General features: G+C 58.9%; 17 protein-coding genes. 5 read left to right on the top strand and 12 right to left on the bottom strand.

Features of this window, described 5'->3' with window-relative positions:
• Both GJ633_RS17680 and GJ633_RS06205 read right to left on the bottom strand, forming a co-directional pair.
• Positions 1-185: hypothetical protein (locus tag GJ633_RS17680; RefSeq protein WP_394351133.1), on the bottom strand; the 185-nt coding region annotated here is incomplete at its 3' end.
• A 150-nt stretch (positions 186-335) separates the two neighbouring features.
• Positions 336-524, bottom strand: coding sequence for a hypothetical protein (locus GJ633_RS06205; protein WP_156588084.1), 189 nt, complete (start codon positions 522-524; stop codon positions 336-338).
• Between the two features lie 371 nt (positions 525-895).
• Here GJ633_RS06205 and GJ633_RS06200 point away from each other — a divergent pair, with 371 nt between their 5' ends.
• The 3 genes from GJ633_RS06200 (at position 896) to GJ633_RS06190 (ending at position 3,891) form a co-directional block, all read left to right on the top strand.
• Positions 896-1,879 carry a hypothetical protein gene (locus tag GJ633_RS06200; protein WP_156588083.1) on the top strand — a complete coding sequence of 328 codons (984 nt, stop codon included), beginning with the start codon at positions 896-898 and terminating at the stop codon, positions 1,877-1,879.
• Positions 1,876-2,691 carry a CPBP family intramembrane glutamic endopeptidase gene (locus tag GJ633_RS06195; protein ID WP_321168934.1) on the top strand — a complete coding sequence of 272 codons (816 nt, stop codon included), beginning with the start codon at positions 1,876-1,878 and terminating at the stop codon, positions 2,689-2,691. Before GJ633_RS06200 ends, GJ633_RS06195 begins: the two co-directional genes overlap by 4 nt.
• 195 nt (positions 2,692-2,886) lie before the next feature.
• The gene (locus GJ633_RS06190; protein ID WP_156588082.1) at positions 2,887-3,891 is read left to right on the top strand and encodes an arsenic resistance protein; all 1,005 of its coding nucleotides are present in this window, start codon (positions 2,887-2,889) and stop codon (positions 3,889-3,891) included.
• A 163-nt stretch (positions 3,892-4,054) separates the two neighbouring features.
• Here GJ633_RS06190 and GJ633_RS06185 read toward each other — a convergent pair whose 3' ends face one another.
• The 3 genes from GJ633_RS06185 to GJ633_RS06175 form a co-directional block, all read right to left on the bottom strand.
• Positions 4,055-5,506: a hypothetical protein gene (locus GJ633_RS06185; protein ID WP_156588081.1), complete on the bottom strand. Its 1,452-nt coding sequence runs from the start codon at positions 5,504-5,506 to the stop codon at positions 4,055-4,057.
• 428 nt (positions 5,507-5,934) lie between these two features.
• A complete protein-coding gene (locus GJ633_RS06180; RefSeq protein WP_156588080.1) occupies positions 5,935-7,152 on the bottom strand; it encodes a hypothetical protein in 1,218 nt (405 codons plus the stop codon).
• Positions 7,153-7,252: 100 nt separating this feature from the next.
• The gene (locus GJ633_RS06175; RefSeq protein WP_156588078.1) at positions 7,253-8,017 is read right to left on the bottom strand and encodes an IclR family transcriptional regulator; all 765 of its coding nucleotides are present in this window, start codon (positions 8,015-8,017) and stop codon (positions 7,253-7,255) included.
• A gap of 775 nt (positions 8,018-8,792) precedes the next feature.
• Between GJ633_RS06175 and prs the strand changes: the two genes are divergently transcribed.
• The gene (gene prs / locus GJ633_RS06170) at positions 8,793-9,635 is read left to right on the top strand and encodes a ribose-phosphate diphosphokinase (protein WP_156588086.1); all 843 of its coding nucleotides are present in this window, start codon (positions 8,793-8,795) and stop codon (positions 9,633-9,635) included.
• A 90-nt stretch (positions 9,636-9,725) separates the two neighbouring features.
• Here the strand turns inward: prs and GJ633_RS06165 are convergent, their stop codons facing one another.
• The 3 genes from GJ633_RS06165 to GJ633_RS06155 all read right to left on the bottom strand — a co-directional run bounded on the left by GJ633_RS06165 (position 9,726) and on the right by GJ633_RS06155 (position 13,349).
• The gene (locus tag GJ633_RS06165; protein ID WP_156588076.1) at positions 9,726-10,553 is read right to left on the bottom strand and encodes a hypothetical protein; all 828 of its coding nucleotides are present in this window, start codon (positions 10,551-10,553) and stop codon (positions 9,726-9,728) included.
• A 375-nt stretch (positions 10,554-10,928) separates the two neighbouring features.
• Positions 10,929-12,209, bottom strand: coding sequence for a DUF4010 domain-containing protein (locus GJ633_RS06160; RefSeq protein WP_156588074.1), 1,281 nt, complete (start codon positions 12,207-12,209; stop codon positions 10,929-10,931).
• A 438-nt stretch (positions 12,210-12,647) separates the two neighbouring features.
• Positions 12,648-13,349, bottom strand: coding sequence for a hypothetical protein (locus GJ633_RS06155; protein ID WP_156588071.1), 702 nt, complete (start codon positions 13,347-13,349; stop codon positions 12,648-12,650).
• A gap of 257 nt (positions 13,350-13,606) precedes the next feature.
• Between GJ633_RS06155 and GJ633_RS06150 the strand changes: the two genes are divergently transcribed.
• Positions 13,607-14,284: a 2-phosphosulfolactate phosphatase gene (locus GJ633_RS06150; protein WP_156588069.1), complete on the top strand. Its 678-nt coding sequence runs from the start codon at positions 13,607-13,609 to the stop codon at positions 14,282-14,284.
• A 185-nt stretch (positions 14,285-14,469) separates the two neighbouring features.
• Here the strand turns inward: GJ633_RS06150 and phnE (GJ633_RS06145) are convergent, their stop codons facing one another.
• The 4 genes from phnE (GJ633_RS06145) to phnD form a co-directional block, all read right to left on the bottom strand.
• Entirely contained in the window at positions 14,470-15,267 is a 798-nt protein-coding gene (phnE, locus tag GJ633_RS06145; RefSeq protein WP_156588066.1) for a phosphonate ABC transporter, permease protein PhnE, read from the bottom strand.
• A complete protein-coding gene (gene phnE / locus GJ633_RS06140) occupies positions 15,267-16,067 on the bottom strand; it encodes a phosphonate ABC transporter, permease protein PhnE (protein ID WP_156588062.1) in 801 nt (266 codons plus the stop codon). The genes phnE (GJ633_RS06145) and phnE (GJ633_RS06140) overlap by 1 nt, the downstream gene beginning before the upstream one ends.
• A 3-nt stretch (positions 16,068-16,070) precedes the next feature.
• Positions 16,071-16,898, bottom strand: a complete 828-nt coding sequence (phnC, locus tag GJ633_RS06135; RefSeq protein ID WP_156588060.1) for a phosphonate ABC transporter ATP-binding protein — start codon at positions 16,896-16,898, stop codon at positions 16,071-16,073.
• Positions 16,899-16,946: 48 nt separating this feature from the next.
• Positions 16,947-18,011 (bottom strand): phosphate/phosphite/phosphonate ABC transporter substrate-binding protein (gene phnD, locus GJ633_RS06130; RefSeq protein WP_231741258.1); only part of this gene is annotated, 1,065 nt, incomplete at its 5' end.

Genomic DNA, 18,011 nt, shown 5'->3' with positions numbered 1-18,011 from the left:
TGACAACGTCGATTCGGAGGTCTCAAACTGGCAAAACGCCCAAGAGTTACTCCTCCGTGGTTCACCAAATCCTGTATTGCATCCGTTGATATGTATCGTTGTATTGACATATCGAGATTTACTGGATCAACTCCCTCTACATCGGCAATAGCTTCACTGATTTGGTTAAGGATAGTCTGCTCCATATGCGAATATTACCACCTCTACGATAAAATGTTGTTCATTTCATACTATATAATTACAGTCGGTTGTAGACATGGATATATCTGGAAATGAGAACTTCAACAGGGGCCAGATAATACCCAATACAGGTGAAAGGGGTATCGAATCTAAGATCAGCTCTTGAGCGAGTGTTGCCTGTCGAAGTTTGATCCTTTCATAACAAGATTCTTCTCCCTATCCCATCTGACTAATCCATCGTCTATTAAGTCTTCTAAGGGCTTGTGGCGCAGTTGAAGCCGGGGTTTTGCAACGTCCTCGCTGGCAGAGTATGGCTCATCTCTGGCCAGATCCATTCTAAACATAAAGAAATTGGAGGCTGTAGATACACATAAATGACATTGTTTTTATATATAGTATATATTTTGAATATACGAGTTACTCCCTGAAAAGCCTCTTAGTAAGCACTACTCAGCGACCAGCTGTTCCGATTGAAGATATGTCCAAAGAAGATGATTTCAACAGAGCCAGAGTATCATAATCAGGTCTGTTCGGTGGAAATCTCAAATCGGCAGAGGCGAGCGTCAATTACGGTGATACTACTCTTTCCTGTCGACGAGCGTGCTGCGATTGGACTCCAACGGATTCATCCTCGCGCTACACACAGGGCATTCTCCTTGCAGTTCCGTAACACACCACCAGAAGGGCTAACTAACTGGTTTGCGTTATCGGACCTATGGCCCTCCACGCTGTCGAAAACATCGAGAAAGCGTTCGGTGTCACTCGGGAGTTCCTGACTCCGATCGACGTTCGCCGCTGGCTGAAGCTCGCGGTCGTCGTGTTCTTCGTCGGGAGCGGCGTGAGCTTCCCGACGGCACAGTTCAACACGTCGGCGCCGTCGGGGGACGTTCCCGAGAGTGGACTCCCGTTCAGCGTCCCGGTCGACGTCGTGACGCTCGTCGTCGGACTCGCCGTCGCCGGACTCCTCGTCGGTGCGCTGTTCGTGCTGATCGGTGCGATCATGGAGTTCGTGTTGATCGAGTCGCTCCGGACCGGCGAGGTGTCGATCCGAGGCTACTGGAGTCGGCGCTGGCGGCAGGGACTCCGCCTGTTCGGGTTCCGGATCGCGATCGGGCTCCCGATGTTCGCGCTGTTCGTCGGGTGGCTCGCGCTGCTCGTCGTCCCGATCCTCACCGGACGCGACCCCACGATCCCCGTTACGGCGTTTCTCGTCGGAATTCCGGTGGTGTTCCTCGTCGGCGTGCTGTACGCGCTGGTGTCGGGGCTGACGACCGTGTTCGTCGTGCCGCTCATGATTCAGGCAGACTCCGGCGTTCTCGCCGCGTGGCGGCGGCTCTGGGAGTCGATCAAAGCAGCGTGGAAACAGTATCTGGCATACGTCGTGATTGCGTTCCTGTTGACGCTCGCGGCCGGGATCGTCGCGTCGATCGTGGTCGGGCTCATCGCGATCGCGCTTCTACTCCCCGTTCTCGTCGTGGCCGGGATCACGCACGTGACCGTCTCGCTGTCGTCGACGGCCGGGATCGTCGTCCTCGCCGGGCTCGCGCTACTGTTCGGGCTGTCGATGGTCGTGGTCTGGGCACTCGCGCAGGTGCCGATCGTGACGTATCTCCGGTACTACGCGCTGCTCGTCCTCGGCGACATCGACGAGTCGTTCGACGTCCTCGGCGATCGGCGGCCGTCGACGGAGGGTCCGTGACCACCGACGGCTCGACGTGGCGTTCTGCCGCCTGTGGCACGGTCGCACTGGTCGTGCTCGGGATGGCCGGCGTCGTCTCGCTCGCACGCTACTCCGTGCCGGCCCTTCGAGCGATCCCGGAGCTGGCGATCCTGTCGTATCCGACGCTCGTGGTGCTCGCAGCCGCGAACTCGACGGTTCTCCTCGTCGTGTTCGCGGTTCTCGGCTCGGCCACCGCTCCGCGAACCGGGCTCCACTCGCACGTCTTCGCGTGGGCGTCCGGCGGCACTCCAGGCTGGCGTGCGTTTCGGCGGTCACTGCCGCTTGCGGTCGCGATAGGTGCGGGACTTTTCGTCCTCGTCACCGTTCTTGACGTCGCGTTCGCTCCGTTCACCGTCCTCACGTCCGGCGAGGCCGTCACGGACGCGGCAGCGCTCGAGGACCTGCTCGCGTCGGTCCCGATGCGATTCCTCTACGGCGGGGTCACAGAGGAGCTCCTCCTCCGGTGGGGAGTCATGGCGCCGATCGCGTTCGTGCTCTGGTGGGGCCGAAACACGGTTGGTGAGGAGACGGAGACGCCGTCGGCGACGGCGATGTGGATCGCGATCGTCGCGAGTGCAGTCGCGTTCGGCGTCGGTCACCTGCCCGCGCTCGCATCGACGATCGGACTCACGCCCGCGCTGGTCGTTCGAACCGTCCTGTTGAACGCGATCGTGGGAGTGGCACTCGGCTGGCTGTTCTGGCGGCGATCGCTGGAAGCTGCGATGGTCGCACACACGACCTTCCACGTCGTTCTCGTCGTGGTTTCCGTGGCCGGGGTTCTGCTGGGTTAGCTACTCTGTGGGATGAATACTCGAAGTACTGCTGTTACTGGCGGAGCACCGATGGGGACTTACGCCTGCTACCACGATCGCTACAAATGAATCGAGCTGAGATGGCGGATCTCGACACCGACTCCCTCTCCTCGTGTATTCGAGGAGCGCTGATTGTCCTTTGAATCGCAACTCGATAACGCCTATCCGAGATCTATGACCGAACTCTCGAAACAGTGGGTTCAGCACAATCAAGTCGGTGTGTACGCGGTTGCCGTCCTCCTCGCAATTGGGATCGGCCTTGGACTCCCGAGCGCGAGGTCGGTGCTGGAACCGCTCATCAACCCCGTGTTGGCGGTACTGTTGTACGTGACGTTCCTCGAGATCCCGTTCGTCCGGATCCGGCGGGCGTTCCGCAACGGCCGGTTCATGGCGGCTGCGCTCGGGATGAACTTCGTGGTCGTGCCGGTCGTCGTGTTCGGACTCACCCGGTTCCTCCCGCAGGACCCGGTGATCCTCGTGGGGGCGTTCATGGTGTTGTTGACGCCGTGTATCGACTACGTCATCACGTTCACCGAACTCGCGGGCGGTGACGCCGAACAGATCACAGCCGCGACGCCGGCGCTGATGCTCATCCAGCTGCTGTTGCTCCCGTTGTACCTCTGGCTGTTTATGGGCCAGCAGGTCGCCGAGTTTATCGAAGCCGGGCCGTTCATCGAGCCGTTCGTCGTCATCATCGCGCTGCCGCTGACGCTCGCGTGGGCGACCGAATACCGGGCGGAACGCTCCGAGCGCGGCGAACGGTGGCAGGACGCGATGGGCTGGTTGCCGGTGCCGATGATGGGGACGACGCTGTTCGTCGTCATCGCCTCCCAGCTGCCGCGCGTGCAGGATTCGATCGGACAGATCGCGGCGGTCGTCCCCGTCTACGTGGCGTTCCTCGTCATCATGCCACTGCTCGGACGGGTGGTAGCTGGACTACTGGGGATGGACGCCGGCGAGAGCCGAGCGCTCGTGTTCACCGCCGTCACGCGGAACTCGCTGGTCATCCTCCCGCTGGCGCTCGCGCTCCCGTCGGGCTACGCGCTCGCACCCGCGGTCGTCGTCACCCAGACGCTCGTCGAACTGACGGGGATGGTCGTCCTCACACGAGTCGTCCCGGCCTGGCTGGTCCCCGAGTCGCCCGACCGGGTCCTCGGCTCTCGACGTCGGGCGGAGTGATTGAGCGGAACGCAAGGTGGGCCCCGCACCCTCTCCGGGGGCACAAAAAACAGGCCGCTGCGTCACGCTGCGGGACGGCGACACTCCGATCGCCAGCCACGTTCGTCGACCGGTGATGGACTTTTCGCAGGTGACAACGGTAGTGGGCGACACCCAGTTACACTCAACTCGATGCCGGACGTATCTGAACCACGTCGTCGCTGACTTGCCGATCCCATCGATCGGTGATTCGCACGTCGAGACAATACGTGGCGGTTGGATCCGCGTCGAACTCGATGACGAGTGGGTCACCAGAGGCGAGTTCCGTCGGCCGGTCGGCCACCCGTTCGATCGTGTCTCCGTCTTCTCGAATTTCGTACGTGACACGGTACTCGCGGTGCTCATCGACTGACGGCCACGTCGTGTGGACGATCCGGTCGTCGTGAACCTCGGTTTCGCTAGTGAAGTGGATCGGATCCGGGGGCGTTCCGGGATCGCTGGGCGTAGCGACGAGAAGTCCAGCGCTGATGCCGACACCGAACGCTACGAGAGCGACGCCGCCGACGAGGAGAGCGATACGCCGGCGAGAGGTGACATCGGTCGGAGTATCGGTGGCTACATCCACTAGCCGACCGTCCGAAGTGTGAGACGATGAACGACTCTCCGTTGCGTTCGTCGGCGATTCGCGGCTGATGCTCTCCGGACGGTGCCGTGATCCGACGAGACGCGTGTACGGGAAGTAGGCAAATATCACTGCACCGATCGTATCGTAGACGAGGTCTTCGAGCGTATCCCGAAGGTACCGTTCGACACTCCAGCGGTAGTAGAACTCGCGGAAGACGTACTCGTACACTTCGAACACAGCACCGATAGTGAACACGAGCACCGGGAGAAACAGGAATAGACGCCTCGCTGTCCCGAACGTCGCGGGCCGCAGGAGATAGATGATGGCTGCGACGCCAAACCCAGACAGCGAGTGAGTGATCACGTCCCAGAACCAGTATCGCGTGTAGATTCGCCAAGCGAGTCCGAAAAAGTGGAACACCGTGACTGTGATCGAGAGGAGTACAACTGCGATCCAAGTAAGTCGCCACTCGGGACCGTGTGCAACGCCGGCAACGAACCGCGAGAACGACGAACGCTCCGCGAGTTCGCGAGCCGTAGTCGGCTGTCGGATCTCTCCGAGCGTTCCAGTACTGGCAGCAACGACTGACAGCGTCGCTCCGAGGATGATCAGTCCACCGACGACGACCATCACCCTGCTGTGTCCGGGTGTATATACGACGAGCAGTGAGCCAACCCCCCACAGCGAAACGAGCATCGAGAGCGCAAGCCAGACATCGTACCACCGGTGGTCGGCAACGGTGTTCAACAACCCAAGAACGACAAGTACACTGACGAGAACCACCTCGAGGGCGACACCGTACGGAACGATACCTAAAATTAGAAGCCCGCCGGTCGCCCCCCATTGGAGCCGCCGATTCCCACGCCACGCGCCGACCGACGCAAGTACCGCCAGGAGCGGAACGGACACGACGATGCCAAACAGTGCAGTCGTGGCGAGCGAATCCGTAGCACCGCCGTCAGTAACGGTCGTTGGTTCGAAGACGAGCGCAACGGCCAAAAGGACCGCCATCGGAATCGAAAGCAGCGTCGGTAGTGTTCGTAGCGTCCACCGAACGTAGCTCCGTAAACGGACGCCATCAACCATCTCTTAGTATTGTTAGACCGTGACGCGTTACAAAAATCGGCCGCTTTGATGCGCGCGACCTGGAGGGGAGGTTCCAGAAGCGTTCGGCATCCGCCGCGACGGCCAGTCCCATCCCCGCCAGCGCGAGTAGCGCACAGCCACATCAACCGGAACGTGATCAGCTCGAGAGACGGCCGAAGCCGGTCGTGGAACCGGATCGACCCGCCTTCAGATGCCGCGGGGAGACCGATGAAGCCGGCGGAGAGACAGAACACATTCGGACGTATCCTCATATCGGGAGCGGAGAGAACAGACAGTAATAGTCGACGCGACACGCACGCTCGACCTGGGACGGTTCGGTACCGACTACGGAGTCAATCTGATCGAGCCGTGAACGCGCTCACGATGAGGTATCCGTAACCGACTGCACCCGAGAGCGTGAGCCAGTGGCCGAAGGTGATCATCGGAGACGAGAGGGGGACCGTCACGGGAGCGAGAGCCGTGACCGCCACGGCAGCAAGGACCTCGACTGCCAGTCCGCAGGCGAGTATGGCGATCACCGTCGCGGCGGCCCGGTTCGACGAGCCGGGGAGTGTGCCGACTTGTGGGGGGTAGAACTGAAACGAGGTGCCGACGATCATCAACCCCAGGAATCCGAGGAGGTTGACTCGAAGATGTGTCGCGATCAGCGCCGAGGACGCACCGCTGACCGCAAAGAGACTGCCGAGGCTCACGCCAATAACGCCAAATGTCGTGCTCGGAAGAACGGCATACAGCCCGATCCGACGTCTCTCGGCATCGATCCACATTCTGAACACGATGATGGTGAAGCTGACGATGGCGAACAGCAGGAGGGCGGCACCGATGGGAAGAAACCGGTCGTCAACGAAGCCAGCGGCGACGAGTCCGGGGGCGATCGCGGCCGCAGGGAGAACGAGCACGGCCGACCGCCGGGTCGGGTAGGTACCGAAGAACCGCGGAAGGAGCCGGAACCCGAGTGTGACCACGAGCAGCGTCGCCGCACCGGCTGCAAGTAGATGCGTTGCGGCGGCCTGAACGCCGATCACCGGTGGAATATCGCTGACCCGTACGGCAGCCGTCTCGTAGGTACCAACGAGGAGATACAGGAGGACGACCGGCACGAAGCCGTTCGCGAACCGGTCTAGCGGGCGCCGGTCGGAGTTGTGATCCCCGGTCCCCGTCTCCCCGCGTCTGAGGGGTCCGATGACCGTCGCCGCGATCGCCCCGACGAACACGACAACGCCGATCGACCAGAGTCCGCTACCAAGAACCCCGAGATCGACGGGGAAGCCACGAGCGATGAGTGGGTCGAACGCGAGACACGCGGTCCCGATACCGACGAAGGGGAACTGGAGCATCGGCGCCTGCTCGAAGACGAGATCCGTGTCGAAGTACGCCGGAACGAGCGCGTACGCTTTTCCGAACACGACGTGGAACACGAACCCGAACACGGCCAGCGTTACCGTGGTGCGTCGCGGGAGACCCACGACGGTGGCGAGCTGCCAACAGCAGAGCGAGACCACCCCGACGAGAACGAATCGACGTGACCAGCGTGTGATTTCGGCGGACATGATCTACTCAGTGACGCGGAGGCGAGTCATCGATCACGAGGGGCCGCTGGTTGAAACCGGTGGGCGTCGAGAACGTCGAGTGACCGCTCTTCCGCTGCCGTTAGGAAAATCTGTAGTTCACTTCTATGATATTTGCCGAATTTTTCACAGTCTCGATATATTCGGATTCGAACCGCTCGTCGGTCATTCGACTCGCAGGCCCAGTTACACTCACGGCTCCGAGGTGTTCGTGTTCGGAGGCCATAACCGGCGCCGCGACACAGCGAAGGCCTTTAACGCTCTCTTCGTCGTCGATCGCGTATCCCTGTTTCTGAACCCGTTCCAATCGCTCGAAAAGTTCTTTTCGAGTCGTCGCGGTGTTTTCTGTTTGTTCGGGAAGCCCATGCTGATCGATTATCGAATCAACCTCTTCGACCGATTTCATCGAGAGTATCACCTTCCCCATTGCGGTTGAGTGGAGATACTCCCGCTTCCCCATGAATGAACCTGTTTTAACGGCATTATCTCCCTGGGCCCTATGAAGATAGACGATCTTCCCGTTTTCGTCTGTCGTGAACTGTGCGACTTCACCCGTTTTCTCGGCGAGAGAGTTGATCTCCGATCTGATTATGTCGAAATTTCCGAACCGAGACATCACGTGCTGTGCAATATCGAGGAATCGGAGGCTCAGCCGGTACGTCGTTCCCTCTTTCACGACAAACCCGTTCTCTACGAGAGTATTCAGTTGGGCGTGGACAGCGCTCTGGGAGTAATCGAGTTCTTCTGATAGTTCTGTTACCCCTGCACCATCTAACTCTTGGAGTGCCATGAGGACTTGACACGCGTTATCTGTCGCGTTAATGACTCGTCCTCTGTGGCTTTTCATCCTCTTTTAATATTAGGAAGGATCTCATATATAGCTTATCCTTGTGATCAGTTCACATATATATATAACACCCTCGCGAGCGCGGATTGTATCGGGATGAGCTGATCTCGTGTGAAGACGAACGAGCACAAGCCACTCATCAGCCGTTTCTGCGTGCGCGTTGCTAAAATAATTCAAAAGCATATATATTAGCTATTCCCTAGTATAAATGATGAATATTGACTATCGCGATCATCGTGGATCTCGACGGGATAGCCGAAGTTTTCGGCGGCGGAGCGCTCCTTTGAGATCGTCGGCATCATCGACGAGAGATACGGCGTTGACGAGAGCAAAGCGTCCGTTCGCCCGTCAGAGATCTCGATTTTTGAAGACATCTGAAATGTCGTGGTTTACCGCAATTTCAGTGGTATTCACGCATAGTTCGAAACAGTATTCGTGGCAACAGCCAAGAATACTGAATTTCATTAGTTTCGAGATCAACGGTGGCGTCCAGCTAGTACTGTTCGTCGTCGATTCGGATCGTCTTTTGATCGACAGCAATGCGATCCGGACGTTTCGTCGCCCGCCGGTGGTAGATCGGCTTTTTGAACCCAATTGTGAAGAGCGTTTCAACTTTGCGATACACACAAACATCAATAAAAACAACTATATTTAAAAATTATATATTAGCGAGATAGTGACGAATACCGTTCCAGTGGCTTCAGGGAGTTCCACTCTCAACGCCGCTTCATACGTGAGCGAAGAGTTTATACACGTATTCACAGTGCTTTTCACTATGATCACGTGTGGAACAACGGCTCAATCCGTCACAGCCGAGGTAGCACGGGCCCTTGAAGAACCGTTAGTCAACATCAGAGCGGACGGATCGATCGATGCGAAAGAGGGGTCTACGATCTCGGCGGACGAACGGATCGTCATTATCGTCTCCACTACGTCGGATCGGGCGCATTTAGAACTGCTGGAGTTGCAAGAACGTGCCATGAAACGCGATCCGGAAGAGGTGATTACAGTCCTCCCGTACATGGGGTACGCTCGCCAAGACAAGGTGTTCGAACCGGGGGAACCCATCTCCTCTCGTGCGATCGCAAAAGCGATCAGCGCAAGTACCGACCGGGTGTTCACCGTCAACCCCCACAAGGAGCACGTTCTCGATTTCTTCGAAGTTCCGGCGGAGTCCGTAGACGCCGCGCCGCGACTTGCCGGGGCACTGCCGACCGATCTCACTCGTCCTATATTCCTCTCGCCTGACGAAGGAGCGACGAGAATCACGCGGTCGGTCAGGGACGCGTACGGGAGCGGGACAGTGGACAACTTCGTCAAGTACAGGAAATCCGCAACCGACGTCCAGATGACCAGCGGGGAAGTCGACGTTTCCGGGCGTGATATCGTTCTTGTAGACGACATGATATCCACGGGCGGAACAATGAAAGAGGCCGTCAGTATCCTAGACGACCAGAACGCAAAGCGGATCTTCGTGACCTGCGTTCATCCTGTCCTCGCGGATAAAGCCGTTAGCAAGGTGTACCAAGCGGGTGTCGAGGACATCTACGCGACAGACACGATCGATCGGTCGGTGAGCCGTATCAGTTCGGCACCTGTGATCACCGAAGTTCTGTAACAAAACGCGCACCGATCTCTTCAAGTCCTATTCAGGCACTGGTATCGGTCTTTTCGGGCTGGTCGTCCCCGTGAGAGTAGCTTTGAGGCCTCAGAGATCAGTTTGGTCCGATTCGAGGATCCTGGTGTTACACTCGTCACACGACAACACGAGGACCTCGCGGGAACTACAGCACGACTCGACAGTGTTCATATCTAGGGAGAGAGGCCCGTCACATCCGGGGCAGCGGGTCAGAAACAGTCGGAGTCCGTTCAGTAACTGTCCCCGTTGGACCGCATCGAGGTGAGACCAGTTCGAGACGCGGTCTTCGAGCAGTTCTGCCGCTGCAACGTCCGCGAAGAACGCCTCCTGCGACTCCCACTTTCCGACATCGCGGCCATCGACACGCATCCGGAAAGCCATCGGGTACTCTTCGAACGTTACCTCGTCGGCCGAAAGATCGAGCAGCTCAAGGAGGTGGTCTCGGTCCACGTCCGTTCCACGGATCGTTTCGATCGCGGTCTTCCACCTGCTCTCGAAATCCTGGGTCAACCGAAGGTCGGTGCCGTCCTTGTTCTCTCTCAACGTCCCGGCCGAAACGAGCAGCCGTTCGACGTCGATATCGTCGGATATCGGCGGTTTTGATGTCTCTTTTCCGAACCTAGTCCGTAACTCTCGCGGGAGATATCGTCTGGTCAGTGCCGGCGTTCCTGGGATAAGATAGCCTCTGAAATAAATGCTCACGGCAGATATCACGATGAGGACGGTTGCGATGGGCGCTGCGGCTCTCTCCCAACCGCTAACCGTCGCCAGTCCGGCGGCCCCGGCACTCACGGTAATGCCGATTCCAGAATTCACAATGGTACACGGGAGACATCGATTGTTCCCGGTGTATTCGGGATTTTTGTATCGGTTAAACTGATCGATGATGCCAGCCATAGTCACTGTCATACTGTGAGTGGCATAAATTTTTACCCGAAGACGAGGTTCGGATAACACCGTCTGCAATAATTAAGCGGTGGCGTACAACCCAGAGCGTGAGGCTGTTTCTGAAGGCCTATTCGACGATTCAGCAACGCCGAACGGAGGTTACTAACTGTTACGCTGAAAACGACACTCTTTACGAAAATCAACAAATAACGCTGTTCTACCTCTATATTACTCCCAAATATATAATAATACTGTTACTATTCTCAGCGTTGATCTCCGATTCGTGTGATCGGTATCTCAGAACCTCCCGTTCGTCGATTCAGTCTGGACCAGCAGGAGAAACGACGATGCATCTGTCCGACTCTTCTGGCGGCACGTCTCTCATCAGGTGATAAACATAACTGTAACCGCCGTCGCGACGACGCCGACGGTGATGAGGGCGGACGTCGCAACCGCGACCGGAACCCCGATCGATCGATCCATCGAAATTGCGAGCGCGAGCTTGACGAGGATGCTCCCGGTGACAGCAGCGATGATGCCCGAAGAGGCGATCCCTGGAGCAAGTTCCCCGGACTGGACGAGCAACACGACGGACGTGGTGACGGCGCCGCTTGACACTAGCCCGCCGAGGAAACTGGAGACGAGAAAGCCCGAGGTACCGTACATCGATCTCGCGGTAGCCGACACCACGAGGACGAGCAGGAAGAGGAGACCGAACTTCAGAGCCGTCCGGAGGTTGAACGGCGAGTCGAACTCAATCTCGAAGTCGAGCTCCCAGTCGCTGACGAAGTACGAGAACACGACGCCGGCGACGACGATCGCTCCCAGCGGTGCACCTACGTCGATAGCCAGCTCCGGAACGAACGTGAGGACGATGAATAAGTCCCGGAACGCCATCGCGGCGTTCGCGAGGAGGATCGACCCGACCGCGATGTTCGTGAATCCGCTCTGGTTGCGCGCTCGCGAGACGATCTCACCGATGACGGCCGCGGAGTTGACGAGCCCACCGAAGAAGCTGGTAATGGCGATACCCTTCGCGCCGTATCGCTGGACGATCAGATAGTTCACGAATCCGATCGCGCTCACCGCGACTACCAACAGCCAGATGGTCCGTGGATTGATCGCACCGTTCGGGCCGAGCGATTCGCTGGGCAGTAGCGGAAAGATGACGAACGCGAGGATGCTGAACTCGAGGGCGCTCTGGATCTCGTCTTTCGAGAGGTTCCTGGCGAATCCGTGCAGCTCCCGTCGAAGGACCAGCAACAGCGTCGCGAAGATGGCGACGATAACCCCGACCTGATAGAACTCCTTGCCGATGAGCACGCCGACGCCGTAAGCCAGCATCATCGAACTCGCCGTCGTGAGCAGGTAGTTCCCCTCGCCCGATTTGAGTCCCTCTACGGCGAAAACTGCACCCTGAATGACTATCAGCACCGCTCCCAAGATGAGCAACAAGGGTTCCTCGACGATCGTCAGTACCGTCCCGGAGAGCGTGATAATGCTGAACGTCCGCAGTCCGGCCGGCTTCTGTGACCACTCCCGTTCGACACCCAGAAGGATACCTAAAGCGGTGGCGAACACGATCTTCATCACGTCGGGATAGTTCGCTAGCAGGTACTCCGGATCGACCTGGAGAACCGGCTGGCAGATATCGAGAGGTATCATTCGCCTACGTCTACCTTGTCCTATATACTGGTATATATCCTATATAGTTTGGGGTCGAGCTGAGAAACGATACGTCCGTCAATCTGTCCGTACATCGGCCTCGGGACGACCGTTTCGACCAGCGAACTCCCACAGTCTGAACCGGACAACAGGGACGTCCAGACGTGTGATAGGTAGTAGATGGCATCCGCGTCGGAAATTTCGACCCCCCGACAGCTTGAGATCGTTCTGGACAAGATGAATTAGGCGGTACTGGATGCGGTGGCCGAACGGTACTGGAGGTCCCGTAACCCGCTCGTGGAGGGATCTCCGTGAGGAGTGTCGCTCCGAGTCGATGACGAAGACGCGTCGGCCTCTATGATTTTCACCCTCCCGAGATACTGGACCCGCGGATCAGATCTTCGCCGGAGGCAGTCGTCCGGAGCACACTGGTCCGATTCACATGTGGGATTTCAACCATTTCAGCAGGGAGAACGGCTCTTCGCGGAACCGATCGCTCTTCCAGGCGATCTCACCGGACATGTCGATCGCGTACAGCGGGTGTTCCCTGTTCTTGTGAGAGAGGTACAGATGCCACTCGTTATTTACCTGCTCAAATCTCGCCAGTTGCTTGTTCCCCTCATGGTTTTCGTGAACACACACGACTTTCCCTTCCACGCAGTCGAATAGGTACGTCTTGCAGTTCGGTTTGAGCACTAGCGCAGCGCCATATCGGCCATTCGGCGTGATGTTCACTCCCGATATATTCGAGTCACAGCTGTGGGTCAAGATCCGATCCCCCTCCCGGTTGAAGACGATCACCTCACCCCCAATTTCCTGCCAGTCAGCGCGACTAGCCACGAGCGTCGTGCCGTCGTTAGCCACGGCACACAATTTTGGTCTCTCGAGTTCGGTGGTCGAGTACAGTACTTCGTCCTGGAACAGGAACAGCCGCTGATGGCTGCGGTCCTCCGCGAGACCGAAGGCTGCTTCCCACTCGCCGTTCTCCGACGCGTTGACGACACACTCGTAGGCGGTGCCGTCGTACTCCATCAGCTCCCGCTCCGCTCCTTCGTTCCCGTCTTTTGTCTGGTCCCACGCAACGTTCGGAGCCTCGTTCTCCGTGTAGTTCCGCCGAGTTAGTCGACTCAATATCCCCATACATGATCGATAGCGATTACGCCGCTATATAATATTCGCTGGATCCCGTGATCGCTGCGGCTGTCCCGCCGGATCGAGATAATATAAGATATGTTACAAAATGTATTAGTGCTTGTGAGTGATCGGTCGTACTCGTGTCCGTATCGGATGAACTACGCGGACGGCACGGAGAGATCTGTGTTCGAAGCCACCGCTGGTGACAGGTGAGTTACTGGTCCGGCTATCAGATCGGACGCGATGTGAGTGAGATTACAAAAATGAACGAGATTTCAATTTACGAGACGAAAGAACAGATCCCGGAGCCCGTTCCGGATGGGATATTCGTTATCATCGACGTCTACCGCTTTTCGACGTCAGTGATCGCGTTTCTAGAGGCGGGAGCGCGGTACGTGAAAGCGGCCCAGACCCTGGAGAGTGTTCGCGAATACAAGCGACAGAACGAGGAGGCGATGGTCGGCGGTGAGCCGTACAACTCCGACGACCTGTTTCAGGTGATGAACTCGCCGACCCACATCCGGGAAACGGACGTCGAAGGCAAACCGGTCTGTCTGTTCTCGGAGAACGGCGCGTGGACGGTAGAGCGGGTGAAAGACGCGAAAGAGGTCTACATCGGGACGAGCTGGAACCTTTCTACAGTGGGCAATCTCCTTTCCGACCGACAGGACGAAGATATCCACCTCGTCGCGACCGGCGCCAACAACGAGATCCGATATGAGGACCTAGCCGTCGCCGTCGCACTCAAGCGGTCCATCGCCCACGAGTTCGCCTCCGGTTCGGAACTGGAACTGTATCGTCTGGCGATCGAAGGGATCAACGCTCGCCACCCTACCTCGGGTCGGGACAAGGCCGACGGCGAACTGTTGACGGAGTTCGATCGGTCCGATATGGTTCCGCGATTGAATGCAGACGGATATCTGGTCGCCGAATATCCCTGAACACCAAGTCGTCGACATTTTCAGATAGCATCGTCGGGGAGCGGTCAGACACTTCTTCCGAATGACGAGACCCGTCGATAGAGCCGGCCGTTCTTCCGACGGAGAGCGATGTGATGCGGATCGTCGTGGGATCAGTCGCCTCGGTCTCGGCGGAGAGCGACGAGAAGAGAGTGCGGGTAGTCTGCTCAGCGGACCTTCGCACGAAGATACGCCGAGAGCGCCTCGCTCACGATGACAACGCCGAGGATAGCGATGAGAATCAGGAGCACGGTCCGCCAGGCGAACGTCTCGATCGCCTCGAACAGGTGGACACCGATACCGCCGGCCCCGACGAACCCGATGACCGTCGAGATGCGGACGTTGATGTCCCACCGGTAGATCGAGATGCCCACGAGTGCGGGTTTGATCTGCGGGAAGATACCGTAGAGGAAGACGAGGAAGGTGCCCGCACCGGTCGCCCGAACGCCCTCGACCGATCCCGTGGCGATCTCCTCGATCTCCTCGCCAAGCAGCTTGGCCACGAAGCCGATTGCACGGAGGCCGACCGCCACCATGCCCGCGAGCGCGCCGGGACCGAACATGATGACCGTGATCAGACCCCAGATGATCCCGTTGACCGACCGGGAGAACGAGATGATGAACTTCCCGAGGACGTAGGTTGCCTTGTTCGGCGTCGTGTTTTTCGCCGAGAGGAATGCGACGGGGAACGCGATGATCACCGCGACGATGGTTCCGACGATCGCGATGTTTATCGTCTGGATCATCGGATCGACGATCGTCGTCGTGTAGCCCCAGTCCGGCGGGTACATCCGGACGAACAGGTCCGCGAGATTGGCCGGTGCGCTCAGCAAGTACCCGAAGTCTAGTTCGAGGGACACCCACGATATCGCGAGAATGATCAGCGACGCGAGGATCATCAGATACCGACCGATCCTCGTCCGCCGGTCGTACCGCTGCCACTCCTGAAGGCTGCCGGTTGCCATTATTCGACCCTCCGTCGCGTGATCGCGCTGATTGCCTCACCGACCATGACGACGGCGACGATCGCGAGGAGGATCGTCGACGCGTACTGGTACTGGTACTTGTCGAACGCCGCCAGGATGACGGTCCCGATACCGCCGGCACCAACGATCCCGATGATCGTGCTCTGGCGGATGTTGATGTCCCATCGGTAGACGGTGAGACCGATGGCCCGGGGGATTACCTGGGGGACTACCCCGTACACGATGGTATGTAACCTCGACCCGCCGGTGGCCTCGATAGCCTCCATCTGTCCCCTGTCGATGTCTTCGAGGTCTTCCGCGAACAGCTTCGACCAGTAGCCGATCGTCTTGAAGCTGAGCGTGAGGACGCCCGCAACGACGCCCAGCCCAAACGCTTTGACGAAGATGATCGCGACGATGAGCGAGTGGAGCGACCGCGAAACCATGATGATCGACCGGTTGAGGTAGTAGACCGGTTTCGGGACGAGGTTCTCGGCCGCGAGGAATCCGAACGGGATGCTGATCAGCACACCCAGAACGGTCGCGAGCATCGACATGGCGACGCTCTCGCCGAGCATCTCCATCATGCGGTTGAACTGCGTCTCGGTCGCCGTCGGCGGCACCATCTGTCCGACCAGGTCGATACCGAACAGGATCCCCTGCCAGAACCGACCGGGACTGACGCCGGTACGGGAAAGCAATAGCCCCACGAACAGCACCGAACCAATGTAGAACAGCCACTTGACCGTGCGGTTGTAGAACGCAGTTGGCCGCCTCCAGGTCTGTTGATCTGCTGCCATCGGCTATCCTCCACCTGGCACTTGACGATCGATCTCCTGTCTGTCTTCTGCGGCCTCCTCCTCTTCAATCGCAGATCCGGTTCCCTCGCGCGACTCGCCGCCGCGGTAGATGATGTCCCTGGCGTGTTCGTCGAGTTCGTCCGTCCCGCCCTCCCAGACGAGTTCCCCGTCGGAGAGACCCACGATCCGGTCGGCGTAGTCCAGGGCGAGTTCCACCTCGTGGATGTTGATCAACACGGGGATGTCGTCCTCTTTCGCCACGGTCGTCAGCAGATCGAGCACCTTGTGGGAGGTTTCGGGGTCGAGGCTACTGGTGGGTTCGTCCACGAGAAGGATCTTCGGTTGCTGGATCACGGCCCGGGCGATGCCGACCCGCTGGCGCTGACCGCCGGACAGCTCGTCGGCCCGTTTGTTCTCCATGTCCTCGAGGCCGACCCGCTCGAGGATCTCGTACGCCCGCTGGATGTCCTCGGACGGGAAGTTCCGCCGGAAGGCCCGCCAGGTCGAGACGTACCCGAGTCGACCCGAGAGGACGTTCTCCATGACGGTGAGCCGCTCGACGAGATTGAACTCTTGGAAGATCATGCCGATGTCGCGGCGGGCCTTTCGGAGGTCTCTCTTCCCGAGGGCCCTGAGTTCGGTCTCGTCCAGGTAGACCTCGCCGCCGGTCGGTTCGACGAGGCGGTTGATACAGCGGATGAAGGTGCTCTTTCCCGCACCGCTCGGCCCGATCATGGAGACGATCTCGCTCCCCTCGATAGAGAGGGAGACGCCTTTGAGGGCCTCGTCACCGCTTTCGTACGTTTTCTGTAGGTTGTCCGTTCTGAGCATATATGGTTCGTGTTATGATGGGAAGGTTAAAAAGACTGTGCAGGGCGCCTACTCGCTGAGCGCGTTGAGATTATACTCGACGCCGTTGAACTTCTGGATAGTCAAGATGATGTCCCAGTGTGTCTTGTACTCGATCTCGACGTGCCTGGCGTAATCGGAGCCCCTCTCCCACTCGGTGCCCGCGTAATCGTAGTCGTACAGCGCCCGCTGGAACCCCTCGACGATGTCCGGGTGGAGGTTGTACCGGTAGGCGAACGGTCCGTTGGGGAACGGCTGGCTCGCCCAGACCGCCTTTATGTCCGAGCCCTGGAGTTCGTCGCCGGACGCCTCGATGACGTCCTTGGCACAGGAACTACAGACCGGGCCGCAGTCGTAGTCGCCGACCGCGACACCGCGAGTCGTCTGGTCGTGACCGCCGGAGTAGTTCACTTCGTAGTCCTCGCCGGCGATGAGATCGAACTCCTGCTCGAACAGTGCCCGGGGGGCCTGGTTCCCGGAGTTCGACGTCGGCTCGGAGTGTGCGACGTTCTTGCCAGCGAAGTCGTCGACGCTCCAGATCTCCTCGTTGTCGGCCTGCGTGATCGCCCACAGGCGGTACCCGTAGAGCGGCGGGTCGTCGGGCAGACCGATCGCCTCTGGAACCGCACCCGCGATGTTCACGGCGAACGGGACTGCGCCGGTGTTGAAGTTACAGATGTGCAACTGCTCCGCGCGCATCGCCTCGACCGTAGCGGCGTAGGACGTCAGCGGCCTGAACTCCGTGTCCTTCCCGGTTTCCTCCTCGACATTATTCATGATCGGCTGGAGCGCACTCTCGTACTGGGCCGGCGTCTCCTCGCTAGGGCTCCACGAGAAGACGAGCGTGTCCGGGTCGAGCGGCTCCTCGTCTTCGCCCAGCTCCTGAACCGGGTCGCCGTATCGGACCTCGTCGCGGGGCTCGATCTCCTCCAGGTCGGTCTGTGATCCCCGGTGGTAGTTGTTCTCGATGAGGGGAGCCAGCGTCCAGTTGTTCTCCTCCCAGTTCGGGTTCGCGAAGTCGAACGCCTCCGGATCGGTTCGCACTTCCTTCGGGTTGCCGGACCCGCCGTCGCCACCGTCGCCGCCGTCGCCGCC

The sequence above is a fragment of the Halorubrum sp. CBA1125 genome (assembly GCF_009742825.1).
GTDB lineage: Archaea > Halobacteriota > Halobacteria > Halobacteriales > Haloferacaceae > Halorubrum.
This window is presented reverse-complemented; position numbering and strand designations above follow the sequence as displayed.